This window comes from Bradyrhizobium sp. P5_C11_2 (assembly GCF_054049755.1).
The window spans coordinates 1-17662 of the sequence record NZ_JBFULT010000032.1; the positions used below are offsets into that span (position 1 = coordinate 1).

General features: G+C 64.8%; 15 protein-coding genes. 4 read left to right on the top strand and 11 right to left on the bottom strand.

The window, feature by feature from the left end:
- Positions 1-166: 166 nt before the first annotated feature.
- The 5 genes from ACXJL8_RS05720 to ACXJL8_RS05740 all read right to left on the bottom strand — a co-directional run bounded on the left by ACXJL8_RS05720 (position 167) and on the right by ACXJL8_RS05740 (position 5440).
- Positions 167-1393 (bottom strand): CaiB/BaiF CoA transferase family protein, encoded by a 1227-nt coding sequence (locus ACXJL8_RS05720; protein WP_456621810.1) that lies wholly within the window; start codon positions 1391-1393, stop codon positions 167-169.
- Between the two features lie 39 nt (positions 1394-1432).
- Complete coding sequence (locus ACXJL8_RS05725) at positions 1433-2284, bottom strand: enoyl-CoA hydratase-related protein (protein WP_456621811.1); 852 nt, start codon at positions 2282-2284, stop codon at positions 1433-1435.
- A gap of 55 nt (positions 2285-2339) precedes the next feature.
- The gene (locus tag ACXJL8_RS05730; RefSeq protein ID WP_456621812.1) at positions 2340-3560 is read right to left on the bottom strand and encodes an acyl-CoA dehydrogenase family protein; all 1221 of its coding nucleotides are present in this window, start codon (positions 3558-3560) and stop codon (positions 2340-2342) included.
- Between the two features lie 89 nt (positions 3561-3649).
- Positions 3650-4600 (bottom strand): 3-hydroxyacyl-CoA dehydrogenase NAD-binding domain-containing protein, encoded by a 951-nt coding sequence (locus ACXJL8_RS05735; RefSeq protein WP_456621813.1) that lies wholly within the window; start codon positions 4598-4600, stop codon positions 3650-3652.
- Between the two features lie 21 nt (positions 4601-4621).
- Positions 4622-5440 carry a 3-hydroxyacyl-CoA dehydrogenase gene (locus tag ACXJL8_RS05740; protein ID WP_456621814.1) on the bottom strand — a complete coding sequence of 273 codons (819 nt, stop codon included), beginning with the start codon at positions 5438-5440 and terminating at the stop codon, positions 4622-4624.
- 80 nt (positions 5441-5520) lie between these two features.
- On the opposite strand from ACXJL8_RS05740, the gene ACXJL8_RS05745 reads away from it, so the two are divergent.
- The 3 genes from ACXJL8_RS05745 to ACXJL8_RS05755 are packed head-to-tail and all read left to right on the top strand — an operon-like array spanning position 5521 to position 10245.
- The gene (locus ACXJL8_RS05745; RefSeq protein ID WP_456684739.1) at positions 5521-6957 is read left to right on the top strand and encodes an HlyD family secretion protein; all 1437 of its coding nucleotides are present in this window, start codon (positions 5521-5523) and stop codon (positions 6955-6957) included.
- Positions 6954-9284: an ABC transporter permease gene (locus ACXJL8_RS05750; RefSeq protein WP_456621816.1), complete on the top strand. Its 2331-nt coding sequence runs from the start codon at positions 6954-6956 to the stop codon at positions 9282-9284. Before ACXJL8_RS05745 ends, ACXJL8_RS05750 begins: the two co-directional genes overlap by 4 nt.
- Positions 9271-10245, top strand: a complete 975-nt coding sequence (locus tag ACXJL8_RS05755) for an HlyD family secretion protein (RefSeq protein ID WP_456621817.1) — start codon at positions 9271-9273, stop codon at positions 10243-10245. Before ACXJL8_RS05750 ends, ACXJL8_RS05755 begins: the two co-directional genes overlap by 14 nt.
- Before the next feature lie 246 nt (positions 10246-10491).
- On the opposite strand, the gene ACXJL8_RS05760 is transcribed toward ACXJL8_RS05755, so the two are convergent.
- Together ACXJL8_RS05760 and ACXJL8_RS05765 are read right to left on the bottom strand one after the other, a co-directional pair.
- Positions 10492-11589 (bottom strand): Gfo/Idh/MocA family protein, encoded by a 1098-nt coding sequence (locus ACXJL8_RS05760; RefSeq protein ID WP_456684740.1) that lies wholly within the window; start codon positions 11587-11589, stop codon positions 10492-10494.
- 7 nt (positions 11590-11596) lie between these two features.
- Complete coding sequence (locus ACXJL8_RS05765; protein ID WP_456621819.1) at positions 11597-12442, bottom strand: sugar phosphate isomerase/epimerase family protein; 846 nt, start codon at positions 12440-12442, stop codon at positions 11597-11599.
- Between the two features lie 123 nt (positions 12443-12565).
- Here ACXJL8_RS05765 and ACXJL8_RS05770 point away from each other — a divergent pair, with 123 nt between their 5' ends.
- Positions 12566-13234 (top strand): TetR/AcrR family transcriptional regulator, encoded by a 669-nt coding sequence (locus ACXJL8_RS05770; protein WP_456684741.1) that lies wholly within the window; start codon positions 12566-12568, stop codon positions 13232-13234.
- Positions 13235-13279: 45 nt separating this feature from the next.
- On the opposite strand, the gene ACXJL8_RS05775 is transcribed toward ACXJL8_RS05770, so the two are convergent.
- The 4 genes from ACXJL8_RS05775 to ACXJL8_RS05790 form a co-directional block, all read right to left on the bottom strand.
- Positions 13280-14134, bottom strand: a complete 855-nt coding sequence (locus tag ACXJL8_RS05775; protein ID WP_456621821.1) for a carbohydrate ABC transporter permease — start codon at positions 14132-14134, stop codon at positions 13280-13282.
- Positions 14131-15018 (bottom strand): carbohydrate ABC transporter permease, encoded by an 888-nt coding sequence (locus tag ACXJL8_RS05780; RefSeq protein WP_456621822.1) that lies wholly within the window; start codon positions 15016-15018, stop codon positions 14131-14133. Before ACXJL8_RS05780 ends, ACXJL8_RS05775 begins: the two co-directional genes overlap by 4 nt.
- A 67-nt stretch (positions 15019-15085) precedes the next feature.
- The gene (locus ACXJL8_RS05785) at positions 15086-16429 is read right to left on the bottom strand and encodes an extracellular solute-binding protein (protein WP_456621823.1); all 1344 of its coding nucleotides are present in this window, start codon (positions 16427-16429) and stop codon (positions 15086-15088) included.
- Between the two features lie 112 nt (positions 16430-16541).
- Positions 16542-17579, bottom strand: a complete 1038-nt coding sequence (locus ACXJL8_RS05790; RefSeq protein WP_456621824.1) for a LacI family DNA-binding transcriptional regulator — start codon at positions 17577-17579, stop codon at positions 16542-16544.
- Between the last annotated feature and the right edge of the window lie 83 nt (positions 17580-17662).

A 17662-nucleotide genomic window follows, 5' to 3' on the forward strand; every position in this document is an offset into this window, starting at 1 on the left:
GCCGACGTCATTGCATTCCGCTTTGTCGGACGGTTCAACTGGATGCGCAGGATGCCCGCGGCCTGTTCGGTGACGATCTCATCCATTGTCGAACTCCTGGTTCCTTTGAATTTCACTTCAAGCGCAGCGTCGCGGCGGCTTGCGCCGCCACGACCCTTTCGTCAGGCTAGGCGGCGTGTTCCTTTGCCTTCGGAACGGCACCGCTCGCATGCAGACCGTCGATTTCGGCCGCGCTAAATCCCAATTGCCGAAGAACCTCGTCGTTGTGTTCTCCGATCTTCGGGGCGCGCTTTGCGGGCACCTTGGCGACCCCATGGACCTGAAGCGGGCTCGAGATCGTGGACGTCAGCTTGCCGCCGGCACCGTCAAGCGGAACGATGATGTCATTGGCCCGGAGCTGGGGATCGTTGACCACCTCCTGCGGCCCGCGTACCGCTCCGAACGTCACGTGGACGCCGTTGAACACCTCGTACCAATGTGACATCGGCTCGGAACAGAAGGTCTGGTCGAGAATCGCCGTGAGCTCCGTCATGTTCGCCATCAGCTTGGCCGGGTCGGAGAACCGCGGATCAGTCAGGAGATCGGGGCGGCCGATCGCCTTCACCACGGCCTCCATCTTGTCGGGCGTGATGATGAGGACGAACCAGGTATCGTCCTTGGCGCGATACACGTTCATGGCCGCATTTGCAGGGTGCATGCGATCATGCAGCCCGAAGAATTTCGCATCGCAGAGCGCGGCCTGGATCGAGACGCTGGCGGACCACACGCCCTCGGCGAGCAGCGAGGTCGTGACATGCGCCCCCTCCCCAGTCCGTTCACGACGATACAGGGCGGTGACGATCGCCGAGTACAGCCCGACGGCGGTGGCATTGTCGCCGCTGCCGGCCACCGGCCAGGTCGGCGGCGCACCGGCATCGCGGGTCATCGACAGCAATCCGCTGCGGGCCCAGTACGACGTGATATCAAAGCCGGGAAGATTCGCATCCGGTCCCTTGTCGCCGAAACCCGTGATGTCGGCGTAAATCAGCCGCGGATTCCACCCCACCACATCTTCATATTCGAGCTTCAATTTCTTGCGCGCCGGATGCGGCGTGTTGACGATGAGAACGTCGGCCCATTTGACGAGCTTCTCGAGAACCAGATGCGCGCTCGGAGATTTCAGATCGAGCGCCATGCCGCGCTTGTTGCGATTGGCCAGATGCCAGGGATAGGCATCGTCGGCGACCGGCTGCGGCGGGAGATGGTTCGCGTGCCGCCACAGCTCGCCGCTCGGCGGCTCGACCTTGATCACGTCGGCACCGAAATCGGACAAGATCACGGCGGCGCTGGGGCCCGCGATGAAGCTCGCGAGGTCCACCACCTTCAGTCCGGAGAAAATGTTGTCGTTTGCCATGGGTGTCCTTTCCAGATCCTCGTAGAGGGCGGCCTTGCTTCAGCGTCCGCGGAACTGCGGCGCACGTTTCTCGAGGAAGGCGGCGGTGCCTTCCTTCTTGTCTTCGGTGGCGGCGCAAATGCCGAAGAAGGATGCTTCCAGCACAAGGCCTTCGCCTTGGCTCGTATCCATCCCCTTGTTCGCGGCTTCCAGCGAGAACTTCACCGCGATCGGCGCGTTGGCCATGATCTGCTTCAGGATCGTCTCGGCGCGATCGATCAGGCCGGGCGCGGGAACGACTTCGTTGACGAGGCCGATGCGATAGGCTTCCTGCGCGGAAATCGTCTCGCCCGTGAGGATCAGCTGCAACGCACGACCCTTTCCCACCAGGCGCGGCAGGCGTTGTGTTCCGCCACCGCCGGGCAACAGGCCCAGCTTGACCTCCGGTTGCCCGAACTTGGCATGCTCCGCTGCGATCCTGATGGTGCAGGCCATCGCCGTCTCACAGCCGCCGCCGAGGGCAAAGCCGTTGATCGCCGCGATCACCGGCTTGCCGAGATTTTCAACGAGGTCCAGCACACCCTGCCCGAACCGGCTGGACTCCTCGGCGTCGTAGGCATCGACATGTGCGAGCTCACTGATGTCGGCGCCGGCGATGAACGCCTTGTCGCCCGCGCCGGTGAGGATCACGCCGAGCACCGACGCGTCCGCCTTTGCGTCCTCGAATGCGGCATGCAGATCGGTCCAGGTCGGCGTATTGAGCGCGTTGAGCACTTTTGGCCGATTGACCGTGACGTAGGCGATCGGCCCCTTTTTCTCGTAGAGGACGTTCGCAAGGGCCAGCGCGGCTCTGGGTGCGGAGCTTGGTGCTGTTGCAGGCGAAGGGGTGAACGGTGCAGTTCCCGAAACCATGGTCGTGTCTCCTGGATAGGGCAGCCGGCGCCGATGCGCCGGCTCCGCTGAGCGGTCAGAGAAAAGCGCCGTGGCCGGTGATGGCCTTGCCGACGATCAGATTCTGCATCTGATAGGTGCCTTCGTAGGAGTAGAGCGCCTCGGCATCGGCGAAGAACCGCGCGACGTTGTAGTCGGCGACGATGCCGTTGCCGCCCAGCACCTCGCGGCCCCAGGAGACCGTCTCGCGCGATTTCGAGGTGCAGAATGCCTTCGCCAATGCCGCGTGATGGTCGCCAAGCTTGCCTTCGTCATCGAGCTGCGCCAGGCGAAGCATCAGGCACTGGCACGCGGTCAGATTGCCAAGCATCTTGGCGAGCAGATCCTGGATCAGCTGGAACGAGGCGATCGGCTTGCCGAATTGCAGTCGCTCCTGGGCGTATTTGAGGGTGGCCTCGTATGCGCCCATCTGGATGCCGGTCGACGCCCAGCCCACCATGTACCGCGTCATCCGCAGCACGCGCGCGGTATCGCGGAATGAATTGCCGCCCTGGAGACGGTTGGCCTCGGGCACCCGCACGTCCTTCAGCGTGATCTGGCCGTTCTGGACCACCTTAAGCGCGATCTTGTGCTCGATCTTCTCGACGCTGAAACCGGGCGTCGACTTGTTCTCGACGATGAAGCCCTTGACCTGGTTGTCGGCGAGATCGCGCGCCCAGATGATGGAGAGGTCGCACCATGGCGCGTTGCCGATCCACCGCTTCTGTCCATTGAGAATCCAGCTATCGCCTTCGCGCTTGGCCGTCGTGGTCAGACCGCCGCTCGTTCCGGAACCGACCAGCGGCTCGGTGAGGCCGAAGCAGCCGATCTTCTCCCAGCGCGCCATCGCCGGCAGCCATTTTTGCTTCTGCTCCTCGGAGCCGTCGAGATAGATCGAGCCCATCGCGAGACCGCTATGCACGCCGAAGAACGTGCAGAACGATGCATCGGTGCGCGCCAGCTCCATGGCGACGAATCCGAACAGCTTCTGGCTGCCGCCCGCGCAGCCATAGCCCTCGAAGCCGAGCCCACCGAGGCCGAGCTCCTTGAACGACGGCAGCAGCTCGAACGGAAACGCATCATCGGACCAGTATTTGTTGATGACCGGCTGGACCTTGGTCTCCATGTAGGTCCGCACCTTCTTGACGAGCGCTCTCTCGTCGGCGGTGAGAAGGTCGACCAGCTGATAGAAGTCGCCATTGGGTGCGGGCGCCGGCTTCGGCGCGGCGGTCTTGCTTGCTGGGGTTGCGGTGGGCATTTGCGATTTCTCCTCGCTGCGGCTCGGAAGCCTGAAAAGTGAAGGACAGGTTTGACGTGTGATTGATCTTGGCGGCCCCGCCGATTTCGTCAGCCCGGCTTGGCCGCTTTCTTGCGCAGCTCGATCAGGCCGAGCAGAACTTCGTCGCGCTCCGCCTCCAATTGCTCGATGGTGCGCGATCCGGCCTCGGCATGGACGCTGTCGATGAGCTTCTTTTGCACCTCCGGCGTCAGCACCGGCGCGCCAAGGGTCTTCCACCAGGCCGTCATCGGGCCGGTGAACTGCTGGAAGAAATGCTCGATGCCGCCTGGACCGCCGCCGAGATGGTTGAGCATCATGCTGCCCATGACTCCCCAGCGCAGGCCCGGGCCCCAGCTCAGGGCGGTGTCGACGTCGGCGGCGCTCACCACACCCTCGGCGACGAGGTAATAGACCTCGCGGCTCAGCGCGGCCTGGAGACGGTTGGCGACATGCCCCGGCATTTCCTTGTTGAGGCGCACCGTCCGTTGCCCGATCGACGTGTAGAATTCCGCGGCGCGCCGGATTGTCGCTTCCGATGTCTTTGCCCCGCCGACGATCTCCGTCAGCGGGATCAGGTGGGGCGGATTGAACGGATGGGCGATGACGCAGCGCTCGGGATGGGACGCGGCGCCCTTCTGGATTTCGCTCATGGTGAGCCCCGACGAGCTCGATGCGATGATCACGTCCGGCGGCAACAGCTCGTCGAGCTGGCCATAGAGCTTCTGCTTGAATTCGATCCGCTCGGGCCCGTTCTCCTGGACGAGGTCGGCGCCGGCGAGTGCCTGCGCGAGGTCAGCCGTGAACGTCAGGTTCGACTGCGATGCTCCGGGCGAGAGGCCCAATCGCTTGAGCGCAGGCCAGGCGGTCTCGACGAACTTCCTCAGCGCGGCTTCCGCGTTCGGAGCGGGGTCCGTCGCGACCACGTGCAGTCCCTTGGCGAGAAACAGCGAACTCCAGCTCGCGCCGATCACACCGGTGCCGATGATAGCGATGCGGCGAATGGGCTTGGTACCGTTCATGTCACTTCTCCGATGCGATCGTTAGATTTCGGCGTAGGCGATGCCGGTGAGGTTGCCCTGGGCGAACAGGAAATTTCGTTCACCGGATCCATCGAGCCGTGCGAAATAGACTGAGCCGGCGAAATCGGTCACGAACATGCGATCGTTCGGGACGTCGAGCGCGATGCCGATGCCTTCCATGAGATGGGTCACCACGATCTCGGGCTCAGCAGGCTTGTTGTCGATCGAGGCCCGGTTCACGGTGTTGCCGCGCGGCGGGTCGCCGCGGTCGGTCCAGTAGAGAATACGGTTCTTGTGGTCGAGCTCGAGATCGATCGGCTCCGGCAGAGCGTCGTAGAAGATCTCGACGTCGGACCTTGTGGCTGCGGTTTGACCGGCGGGGATTTCGAGATTGGCGCGGAAGATGCGGCCGAGCCCGGCATTGTCTGGGCCTTTCTGGCTCCAGTAGATGTGTCCGAGTTTCGGATCGATTGTCAGCCCAACGCACCATCGCGTCGCATCCCGGCTATCGGCTTCGCCCCGCCCTGCCTCGATGAGCGTCTCCAGCCGTGCGCCGTCGAGATCGCAGCGCATGACGCGCATGCCCTCGCGGTCGCACCAATACAGCTTGCCACCTTTCTTATCGAGGATGATCTGCTTCGGAGTGTGGGTGTCTCCCTTCGCAACGATCGTCTTGCGATTCTTGCCGTCGACGTCGGCGCGCTCGATGGAGCCGTCGTTCAGGTTGGGGATGCCCATGTTGGTCCAGTAGATATGGCCGGCGCCCGCATCGACGACGATGCCGTCCGGAAGGTGGCAGCCCGTCACAATGGTCGTTCGCTGCGAGCCATCCGTGTTCATGGAATGAATGCAACCCGCATTCAATTCGAGGACGAAGAGGCGGGGGACTGTGACGTTTGCGGAAGATGTCGTGACGGCTTTTGGCATATCGCACCTGCATCATGGCCCAACCACGAGCTGGTCAGGTGGCCGCGACTATGACGCGAGCGCCGACGTTCGGCTTGGACAGGAATGTCACCGCTGGAATGTTGCTGCTTGATCCCTTGCGCGGTGCAGCCAGCCACCTCATTCGAGATCGTATCTCAGCACTCTCGACCAAACTGGCCGAGCGTCGGGACGACGACCGAAGCCGGAGCAGCAGCTTTCAACAAGTGGAGCGTCAAACCTTCAAGCGCGGGCGATGGACAGGACACATCGTCGGTGCTGCGGCTCGAATGATCAGCACATCGCGATTGGACAGGGCCTGGCAACCAAATATAATCAACGACTACCGGCCACGAGAAAGGGAGTCAGGCGTGGACATGCCGAGCTCTGACAAGGACATTCAAAGCACGCCCGACGCGCCGAGTGACGGACAGGCGAAAACGGCACGCAACCCGATCCGGACTCCCGCCATCATCGTCGGCGTCGTTGCGGCCGCCGTCGTCGGGCTTTCCGTCTTCTATCTGCTGCGGCCTGAACCCTTGCTGGTTCAGGGCGAAGTCGATGCAACACGGCTCGACATCGCTGCGCGTGTCGACGGACGGGTCGGCAAAATCCCCGTCGAACGCGGCCAGAACGTTGCGGCGGGCGCGGTGCTCGTCCAGATCGACAATCCCGAGACGCTGGCCAAGCACGAGCAGATGAAGGCGGCCAAGGCTGTTGCGGACGCGCAGCTTGCCAATGTGCTGGTCGGAACGCGGGTGGAAGTGATCGCGGCACGGAAGGCGGAAATGGAGCGGGCGCAGGCGGCGCTGGTGCTGGCGCAGAAAACGTTTGACCGCACGCACACCCTGACCGAGCAAGGCAACGCGCCGCAGGCCCGCCTCGACCAGGCCACCGATGCGCTGCACGAAAGCGAGCGCGCCGTCGACCAGGCCAAATCGGCCTATGAGCAGGCGGTCAATGGCTACACCAAGGAGGAGCGGGCCATTGCCGGCAGCAACGTCGAGAAGGCCAGCGCCGACATCCAGAGCGTCCAATCGATCATCGATCAGCTCGTGGTTTATGCGCCGGTCGCCTCGCAGGTCTATCAGCGCAATGTGGAACCCGGCGAATACGTCTCGCCGGGCGTGCCGCTCGTCACCTTGATCAATCTGGCCGACCTCTGGGTGCATTTCGATCTGCGCGAGGATCTCGTCAGGGGCCTGAAGGTCGGCGATCGATTCGATGTCCGCATTCCCGCCCTCGGCGACCGCTCCGTCACGGTCGAGGTCAAGCTGATCGCGACCAAGGGCGAATATGCGAGCTGGCGGGCCACGCGCGCCACCGGCGATTTCGACCTGCGGACGTTCTCGATCCGCGCCTATCCGGTGCAGCCGGTGCCCGAGCTGCGACCGGGAATGAGCGCCTATCTCGATTGGCGGTCGCGACCATGAGGCCAGCACCAAAGCCCGGATTTCTGCTGGTCGCGCGGCGCGAGTGCCGCTGGCTGATTCATGATCGCGTGGCGCTGCTGCTGATCTTCGGCGTGCCGCTGTTCGCCTTCGTGGTGCTCACCACGGTGTTCAGCCATCCGGTCATCCGCGGGCTCGGCGTGACTGTCGTCGACGAGGACAAGTCGGACGCCTCGCGTGCCCTGGTGGAATACATTGCGGCATCGCCAAGCCTGAAGATCGTCGACCGCTCCGGCACGCTGTCCACGGCCGTGCAGGACATTCGCTCCGGCAAGTCGATCTCGGCCGTCCACATCCCGCCGGATTTCGAGCGCGACCTGAAGGCCGCGCGCCGCCCGCAGATCGTCGGATTTTACAACCAGCAATTTTTGACTCCCTCCGGCATCGCATCCTCGGGTCTGAGCGATTCACTTTCCGCCGCGGCAGCCGTGGCGGCTCCCGCCAGTCGCGCGGCACCTGCGCCAGCGTCCCTGGGAGCGCTCAAGGCGGAGACCATGGCGCTCGTCAATCCGCAGAAGAACTACGCGCAGTTCCTGCTGCGCGCGCTGCTGCCGACCATCATCCATGTGGTGATCACCCTTGCCGCCGGCTATTCCGTCGGCTCCGAATTCCGCCGCCGCGACGCGCGGGCCTGGCTCGAAAGCGCCGGCGGCGATCCGCTTGTCGCGCTGGCCGGCAAGCTCGCGCCGCTGTTCTGCATCTTCGTTTTCATCATGCTGGCCGAGCCGCTGTTCCTGGAGGGCGTGCTGGAGATCCCCTTCAAGGGCGACCTGCCGTTGATGATCGCTGCGGCCTCGCTGCTGATCATCGCCTATCTGTCGCTCGGCGCCCTGCTCCAGCTTCTGACCGGCGATCTCGCCACCGGACTCGGGCTTGCGGGCCTCATTGCCTCGCCCGCATTCGGCTATGCCGGCGTCGGCTTTCCCACCATCGGCATGAATGCCTTTGCGCAAGCCTGGAGCGCGATCCTGCCGCTGCGCTGGTACATGGCCGTCCTGCTGGGACAGGCCGCGCGGGGATTGCCGATCGCGGACTCCGCTATTCCCTTCGCGGCGCTTGCGGGCCTGGCGTTGCTCTTTGCCGGCCTGGCATGGCTGCGCATGGCGAACGTCACCCGCAAGGGCTGGTTTGCGACAGCGCGGCCTGCCGAGCCATCCGAGGCCATCTCCACACCGCGCGGCGTCGGTGGCGCCTTCGTGGCGGAGTGGCGGCGCGTGCTGGGAACGCGGAGCGCCTTCACTCTGCTGTTCCTTGCTCCCCTCGTCTACGGCATCTACTATCCGCAGCCCTATCTGAACCAGATCCTTCGCAAGCTTCCGATTGCGGTCGTCGATAACGACCTCAGCGATCTCAGCCGGCAGATCGTCGAGACGCTGGATGCGAGCGGCGCATTGAGCGTGACGGTTCGCGCCCGAACGCTGGCCGAGGCGCGCAGCGCGATCGATCGCGGGCAGGCCTTTGCCGCCGTCGAGATTCCGCCCGACACCGAACGCGACGTGCTCAAGGGCATCACCGCCCACATACCCGTCTATGCGGACGCAACCTATCTGTTCATCTTCAGATCGAGCGCCAGCGGGGTCGCCACCGCCATCGGAACCTTGACGTCCGAGCTCGTTTCGCGCGGCGCGCGCTCGGATGGGAGCCTCGTCAAGGCCAAGCTCGCAAGCTCGAGCCCGGCCGACGTTCTGCTGCAGCCGATCTTCAACCCCGTGGGCGGCTATGCGAGCTACGTCGTTCCGGCGGCGTTCATCCTGATCCTGCAGCAGACCCTGCTGATCGGCGCGGCGATGCTGACCGGCAGCGCGGTAGCGAGCGGAGGCGCAGCCTTTGCCGGCGTGCTCGGCCGCGGCATCGCGCATCTGACCATCTATTTGCCGGCGATCGCGCTCTATCTCATCGTACTGCCGCGGATCTACGGCTTTTCGGCGCTCGGCCATCTGCCGCAGATCCTCGCTCTCGCGAGTGTCTTTCTGCTGGCGACGAGTTTCATGGGGCAGGCTGTCGGGGCCTGGTTCACGCGACCGGAGAACGCGACCATCCTGTTGCTGGCGACCAGCCTGCCGCAGTTCTTCATGGCCGGCTTTGCATGGCCGCGCGAGGCGATTCCCGACGTGGCCCTTGCGTTCGGCCGGATTTTCCCCGCCGACTCCGCCATCGACGGCCTCGTGCGCATCAACCAGCTCGGCGCCGGCATCTGGGAGGTCGCGCATGACTGGCTCGCATTGTGGTGCCTGGCGCTCGGCTACTTCGCGCTGGCGGTGATCTCGGCATTTGCCGTCAGGAGGAGACAGGGACATGTCCAACCTTAGACCTGCCGCCTTCGTCGCGATTCCGCTCGCGCTGGTCGCGGCGGGCGCGCTGCTCTATGTCATGCGCCACTCGGCACCGCCGGCAGCCATCGTCGGCGTCGTGCGCGCGACCGAGGTGAGGGTGGAGCCGGAGGTGGCCGGACAACTCCAGTCGATTGCGGTCGAGAAGGGCGCCACCGTGCGCGCGGGCGATATTCTGGCGCGGCTCTCCGCGGTGGAGTTGACGGCCCAGGCGGACCAGGCGCGGGCCGCGCTGGCATCAGCAACCGCCAACCGCAACAACGTCTTTGCTGGCGTGCGCCGCGAGCAAGTCGACTCACTGAAGGCCGCCATCGCCAAGGCCGGCGCCCGCCTCGACTTCGTGCAGGCCCAGCTCACCCGAACCAGCACGCTGGCGCGCCAGAGCTTCGAATCGCAGCAGTCGCTCGACCAGGCCGAGAACGATGTCGCCAGCGCGCGTGCCGGCGTGGCCGAGGCCCAGGCCAATTACGATGCGGCCGTGGCGGGACCGACGCGGGAAGAGCGCGCGATCGCCGACGCGCAGGTGCAGGCCGCGGCTGCCGCGGTCACCGTGCTCGAGCGCCGCCTCGACAAGATGGTGTTGCGCGCACCGGCCGACGGCGTGGTCAGCGTCATCGCCGCCGAGGTCGGCGAGAATGTTCGCGCCGGCCAGCCGATCCTGATGGTTCAGGCCGCCGGCCGGCAATGGCTCTCGTTCAACGTGCGCGAGGATCATCTCGATCGTCTTGCGATGGGAGAAACAGCGGACGTGATGCGGAACGGCACCGGTGTCGCGACCAAGGCGGTCATCACCGAGCTGCGGCCGCTCGGCGTCTTCGCCACCTGGCAGGCCGAGCGGGTGATCGGCGATCATGACCGCAATACGCTGCGCCTGCGCCTCGATCCAAAGGGAGAGATGGCAGGCCTCGAGCCGGGTATGACGGTCTGGATCGGGAAGTAGCACCGTCATTCCCCGCCACCGGGTCTCGCCTTAGGCGAGCCCGATGACAGGCTCCGGCGGGGAATCCAGTACGCCGCGGCCTCCCGGCTCAATCGCAGCCGTCTCTGGAATACTGGGCGGATTCAATCGGTCGTCGCAACGCCTTGTGTATCGCTCACTCGGAGCAATTCGTCGAGAGTTTCCGGTTGCGATCGCGCCGTGGCTCTGCCCATTCTGGTCCGCCGAGCGGCGGCGAATTTGTCCGCGCTAGATCGCCTTGCCTGCCTTTGCTGCCGGACTTGCGAGCGTTTCGTAGCGATTGCGCAGGTCGACGCGCCGTCCGCTCGCGGCGGCCTCGGCGACCGCCAGGGTCGCGATCWGGCTGCGCGCGCCATCCTCGACCGGCTGCAATGATCGCGCCTTGCCGCGGATGATGTCGCGGAAATGATCGAGCTGGGCGATGTACGGGTCGACCGAAGAGGCACGGATGCGCTGGGACTGGATCGGCTTGTTCCAGTCCTGCGCGCCGCCGGCTTGCGACCATTGCACCAGCGCTGGAAATTCGATCGATCCGCTCCGGCCGAGGAAGCGATAGCTGCTCTCGCCGCTGAACGGGAATTCGGGTGCCTCGCCGAGCCCCTGCTCGGACGTCCAGGGCGAGACGGCGCTGTCGCTGATGAAGAAAGTGCCGAGCGCGCCGCTGTCGAATTCGATCAGCGCCGCGGACGTATCCTCGACCGCAAAGCCGCGCTGGCGGTTCGACGCAATCGCTTCCACGGCGACGATCTCGCCCATTGTGAAGCGCAGGAAATCGATCTCATGGATGAGGTTGATCAGGATCGGACCACCACCGGCCTGCGAGCGCCACGGCGCGACCTCGAAATAGGCGACCGGCTTGTGCGTGGCCCAGATCGCCGACACCCCGACGACATCGCCGATGCGCTTGTCTCCCAAGGTCGCCTTCAGCGTCCTGACCTGCTGATGGTGGCGGCGGTGATGCCCGACCAGCGACTGGATGCCGGCCTTGCGCACCTCTTCAATCAGGCTTGCCGCGGTCTCCACCGTATCCGTGACCGGCTTCTCGATCAGGATATGAATGCCGCGCCTGGCGCAGGCGATACCCTGCTCGGCATGAAGCTGGTTGGGCGAGGCGATGATCACGGCCTCCGGCCGCGCCTCGTCGAGCAGTTTGCGGTAGTCGGCGAAGACGCGGGTCGCGGGATACTCGCCGGCGACCTTATCGGCATTCACGTCCGCGATGCCGACGAGGTCATAGTCGTCTCGCCCGGCAAGCTTGGCGAGGTGCTTCCGCCCGATCAGTCCCGCGCCGATGACGCCTATGGTGATGGTCTTCATCTCACGCATTCCGTATCTAGATTGGGCCGCCGGCTTCGCGGCGATGGTCTGGCCGCGACGCTCCCCGCGACCGATGCTCGAGCAGGCGCCTCGTGGCGTTGAACGCCGTGGCGAGCCGGGCCCGCACCGCCAAGGCCGGCAGCGGCATCTCGACGCTGAGGCTCGCGTCGGCCGGAAGCGCTTCGAGGAGCTTGCCGAGCGGCAAGGCGCCCTCGCCCGGCGGCAACCGGCCTTCGCGCGCCTCGGCGATGATGGCGGCCTCGCTCGCGGGTATGTCCGCGACAGCGTCGCAAATCTGCGCGGCACGCAAATGGTGCGCGGGGATCGCGATGAGATCGCTCGGCTTGCCGCCGGAGCGATGAAGGTGCAGCGCGTCGACGAGAATGGCGCCGTTCGCCTTGCCCGCGCCGCGCACGATCGCCTCGGCCTGCGGCAGCGAGCCAATCGCACGCCAGCGCATGAACTCCAGATCGACACGCAAGCCAAATTGCTGCGCGAGGTCGCAAAGTTCAGCGAAATGCGCGGTCAGGCGGGCGGGATCGTCGTCATCCCCCGATGCAATGACCGCCACCGCGCCAAGATCGGCCGCGGCTTCGAACAGGGCCGCGAGCGCCGGAATATCGATGTCGTGTGTGAGCTGAACGAACTCGATCGCGTTCAGTCGCACCCCCTCGCCGGCGAGAGACCGTTTGAGCTCGCGGTGCGCGTCCGTTCCCATCCGGGTCGGATAGGCAGGTCCGCCGGCAGTCACGGGGATCACGCGCAGGTCGATGAAGCTGAAGCCGGCGCGCGTGGCCTCGGCCACGAGCGCCGTCGGCGCAAGGTCCAGTGCCGTCAGATGAGCAAGGCCGAGGTCGGTCATGGCTAATTAATCCGCAGGTTAATTACAATTAACCCATGGGATAGTTGCTGTCAAGAACCGCCGATTGCGCTATGARGGGAGGGGCAAGCAGGCTTGGCCGGATGCAGAGGACCGAACCGCCGGATGAGACCTAAGGAAAAGCCCGTCGCGGACGACGCGAAGCAGCCGCCGGTGCGGCGGCGCGACCGGGAGCGCACCAAGCGCGAGATCCTGGAGATCGCGTTCGCGGAATTCGCCGAGAACGGCCTCGCCGGCGGCAATACCGATGCCATCGCCGCGCGCGCCAACATCACCAAGCGGCTGATCTTCTACTACTTCAACTCCAAGGAAGAGCTGTTCACGGCCGTGCTCGAGATGGCCTACGCCAAGATGCGCATCGCCGAGCAGGACCTTCACCTCGAAGCGCTCGAGCCGGAAGCTGCGATTCGGAGGCTGGCCGAGTTCACCTTCGATTTCGACCAGGCCAACCCGGAATATGTCCGGCTGGTCACGATCGAGAACATCCATCGCGGCCGGCATATCCGCGGCAGCAAGAAGCTCAAGGAGATGACGCGGCCGATCATCAGCCAGATCGCCGCAGTGCTGGACCGCGGCGTTCGCGCCGGCACGATCAGAYCCGGCATCGATCCGATCGAACTGCACATGTCGGTGAACGCGCTCTGCTTCTTCTCGGTTGCGAACCGGCATACGTTCGAGGCGCAATTCGCCACGGACATGTCCTCGCAGAAGGCGAAGACGCTGCGCCGGCGCGACATCGCCGACCTGCTGTGGCGCTACGTACGAAACGACTAGACCCGCGCGCAGGGCAATGGGTTTTGTCGGAATGCTGCCATGGCGTCACTCCTTCAAACCGCTCGCGGCCACGCCGCGCACGAAATTACGGCGCATCAGCGAGAAGAACAGCGCGCTCGGGACCAGCGCTAGCGCTGCGGCCGCGCTGAGACGACCGGTATCCACGGTGAAGCCGGTCTGAAACAAGGCGAGCCCGACCTCGAGCGTATAGGTCTCCTTGTTGGTCATGACGACGAGCGGCCAGGCGAAGGCGGTCCAGGCCTGAAAGAACGCCAGCACGGCGAGAGCGCCCAACGGGCCGCGCATCAGCGGCAGCACGATCCTCAGGAAGATCCAGCCCTCCCCCGCCCCGTCCACCCGCGCAGCCTCCAGGAGTTCGTCGGGAATCGACGTCATCACGTATTGCCGCACCAGGAAAATGCCGAAGCTCATGATGAGATAGCCGACCAGAAGCCCGGGCCAGGTGTTCAACAGTCCGGCAGACTGGACATTGAGGTAGAGCGGGATCATGTAGACTTCGAACGGAACGACGGCCGTCGCGATGATGATGCCGAAGATGACTGGCAACCCCGGCAGATCGAACTTGCCGAGCACGTAACCCGCGATCGCCGACGTAGAGACGATGCTCGCGGTCGAGAGCGTCGCGAAGATGAGCGAGTTGCCGATCCAGCGAAACAGCGGCGTTTCACGCAGGACGCTGACGATGTTGTCCAGCGTCGGCTGGTGTGGGATGATGGTCGGCGGCCACGCCAGCAGCTCCGGCGGCGTCTTGAACGCGTTGCTGATCAGGAAGACCAGCGGCAGAAGCATCATCAGGCTGACGGCGCAAAGAACGGCGTCGATCACGAGGCCGACGACGCGGTGCTGACCGACGACGGACGGATGATCGGGCTCGCTCATGCGCGGCTCCGATCGCGGAACAGCCTGAACTGCGCGCCGGTCAGGATCAGGACGATGACGAGGAGGATGACGGCTTCGGCGGCGGCATAGCCGACCCGGTAATTGCGAAAACTGTTTTCGAGCATGTCGAGGACGAGGACGCGAACGAGATGTCCCGGCGCACCCTGCACATCCGATGCCAGCACGAAGGCCTGCGCGTAGATATTGTAGGACGAGATCAGCGTGATGACCGACACGTACAGCATGACAGGCTTCAACAGCGGCACGGCGATGTAGCGGAAGGCCTGAAGCGACGAGGCGCCGTCGAGGCGCGCGGCCTCGTAGAGCGCATCCGGAACGTTCTTCAGCCCGACCAGGAAGATCAGGACGGCATAGCCGATCGCCTGCCATGAGCAGAGAACGACCAGGCACACCAGCGACAGGACGGGGTCGAACAACCACGACTGGGCCGGGATTCCGACCAGTCCGATCAAGGCGTTGAGCGGCCCGAGCCGGGCGTCGAAAATCCACTTCCAGGCCATCGCCGCCGGAACCAGCGAGACGACATGCGGCAGGAAAACCGAGGCTTCGTAGACGCCGCTGCGCCGCAGCCCCTGCCGGCTATTGATCAGGGCGGCGAGCGCAAGCGCAACGGGAATGGTAATCACCACGACGCTGAAGGCGATGATCGTGGTGTTGAATATCGCTTCGAGAAACAGCGGGTCGCTCGCCAGCTCGACGAAGTTGGCGAAGCCGACGAATGGCTTGCGCCGCGAGATGATATTCCATTGGAAGAGGCTGAGCCGCAGCGTCTCGATGATCGGATAGACGCGGATGCAGCCATAGAGGGCGAGGACCGGAAGCAGCGCCAGAACTGGAAACAGCCATTTCGGCGTGGTGCGCATGGATCCTCCGGCAGGCGCCGGTCAGCGGCCGACGCCCGGATTGAGTGGGTCGCTTGTCGATGGAGGTCTAGGGTTTGGCCAGCAGGTCTTCCCGGGCGAGGATCTTGTCGCTTTCCTCGGCCGCAGACTTCAGGAAAGCATCGATCGCGGCATCGTTGCCCGCCAGCGACTTGTCGGTGAATGCCTTCTCCAGCCGTGCCGCAAGCCGGGTGAGGATTTCGCTCGCCGGGCTGATCGCCGGCACCGTGAAGAAGGCATAGTCGGCGGGAACGTTGACGAATGCACCGAGCTGCGGGATCTTTTTGAGGATCGCGGAGTAGTCGAGGCCCTTGCGGTTGGGGACCCAGGCCGTGTTCTCGAGCAGCCAGAGCAGGTTTTCCGGTTCATTTGCTTTTTGAACGAAATCCCAGGCGATCTGACTCTTGGGTCCCTTGTTCGGCACGTAGAGATCGACCGGGACCATCAGCGTGCCCTTGGGCAACGGGGCCGTGGCGTATTTGAGGCCGGGCGCCTTCTTTGCGATGTCGCCAATCACCCAGGATTCCCGGATGAACATCGCGGTCTGGCCGAGCTCGAAGGCTTCCGCATCCGCCTTCATCTCCGGCGACACCGTCCGGTAAACCACGACGTTGTCGAGATACTGCTTGAGTGCGTTGCGGCCGGGCTCGCTCGCATAGGCGGCGCGCCATTTTCCGCCCTTCTCCTCCAGCAGCGTCCCGCCGTGGTTATAGAGGATGGTCCAGTACTTCTCCGCGATGCCCGAGCCGCCGCCGCTGAGACGCAAGCTCCATCCGCTCACCGTCGGCACGCCGGAGGCGTCGCGTTGCGCGAGCTTCTGCGCGTAGGCCGTGTAGTCAGCCATGGTCTTGGGCGGGCCGTCGAGGCCGGCCTTGGCGAGCAATTCGGTGTTGTAGTACAGCGCGCCCTGCCCCTGAAACAACGGCACACCGAAGATCTTGCCGTCGTACATGGCGGTCTTCACACGCGTCATGTCGTAATTGGCTTTGACGAAATCGACGATCGACGCCGGCGGCTCCGGAATGACGCCGGCCTCGAGATACCGCGCCGCCTCGACCTCCATCTCGATGACGTCTCCCGCCGCGCCGGACGGAAGCGACAGCGCCAGCCGCTTCTCGTGCTCGCGCAGGGCAATGGCCTCGACGCTGACGTCGAGATCCGGATATTTGCTCTTCAGCTGGTCGCCGACGCGCTTGTAAAACGGGGCCAGATCAGGCCACCCGCTCCAGACGGTCAGCTTCTCCGCCGACGCGGGCGAAGCAAACACTGGCACAGCGACGGCGAGCGCCAGTGTCAGCGCTGCCGACACCCATGACCGACGACTCGGGGTCTCCCGGCGATAGCCATCCTCGGAAAGCGTGACATAGCCGAACCTGCCGACGGGCTTCACCATGAGGGTCACTCTCACATCAGGAATGGGACAAATCCTGCGAAAAAGCTCGCATGCAACCGGTTGCGTGTCAATTGCGATCCATTGCCGCTTTCTGAGGCCGTTGACCAAATCGTCAGCGGCTTCTCCGCTTCGCCGGGGCCGGGCCGGTGCTGGCACGAATGACGAGATGGGAATTCAGCTTGTGGCGGATCTCCCCCGACACGCCGCCACTCATCTGGCTGAGCAGGAGACCGACCGCGACATCGCCGGCATCGGCGCAGCGCGCCGACACGGTGGTGAGCGGCGGATAGGTGGTCTCACCGAGGACATCGTCGCAGCCGACGACACTGAACGATTTCGGCACCTCGACGTCGAGCGCCGCGAGCCCGGCCAGCAAGCCCTGAGCGACAAGGTCGTCGAACGCGATCGCGGCGGTGACGCCGCTGGCGACGATCTGGGTGGCGGCGAGCCGGCCGGTGTCGTAGGACGGCGGACGCGCGGGAACGGCGATCACCTTGAGCCCGCGCTTCTCCGCCTCGCGCCGGACGGCGTTGCGCCGTTGCTGGTTGGACCATGACGTCGTGGGGCCGCTGACATAGGCGATGTGCCGATGCCCCAGCTCGGCAAGATGCGCAATCGCAGCAGCCACCCCCGGCGCCGTGTCGATCAGGACCCGCGTAATGCCCTCGATATCGCGATTGATGAGCACCAGCGGCCGCCGCGTCGCGTAGCGGCGGATATGCTCTTCGTCCAGGCGGGACGAGGCGAGGACCAGCCCCTCCACCTGGCCGATGAAGCGGCCGACCAGCAATTCCTCGCGCGCGGGATCCTCGTCCGAATTGCCGAGGAAGACGCACAGCCCGGCCTGGTCGGCGCGCAATTGCGCGGCCCTGATCAGCGGCGGAAAGAACGGGTTCGCGACATCCGAGACGATGAGAGCGACATTGCCATGGCGCCCGGTCGACAGCGCGCGGGCGACCTGGTTCGGCACGTAGCCCAGCCTGTCGGCGACCTCCTTGACCCGCCGGACGGTCGCTTCGGTCAGCATCTCCGGCCGCGAGAAGGCGCGCGATACGGTCGCGCGCGAAACCCCGGAGGCTTTCGCCACCTGGCTGATCGTCGGCACGACCGATCGACGTGCTTCCCCGCCGCTATCRGAATCGCGCTTCACCGCAGGCCGCCTCCTCCGCATCGCATTCCACTACACATGCCTTGGCCGGGCCCGGGGCGCAAGCTTGACATGCAACCGGTTGC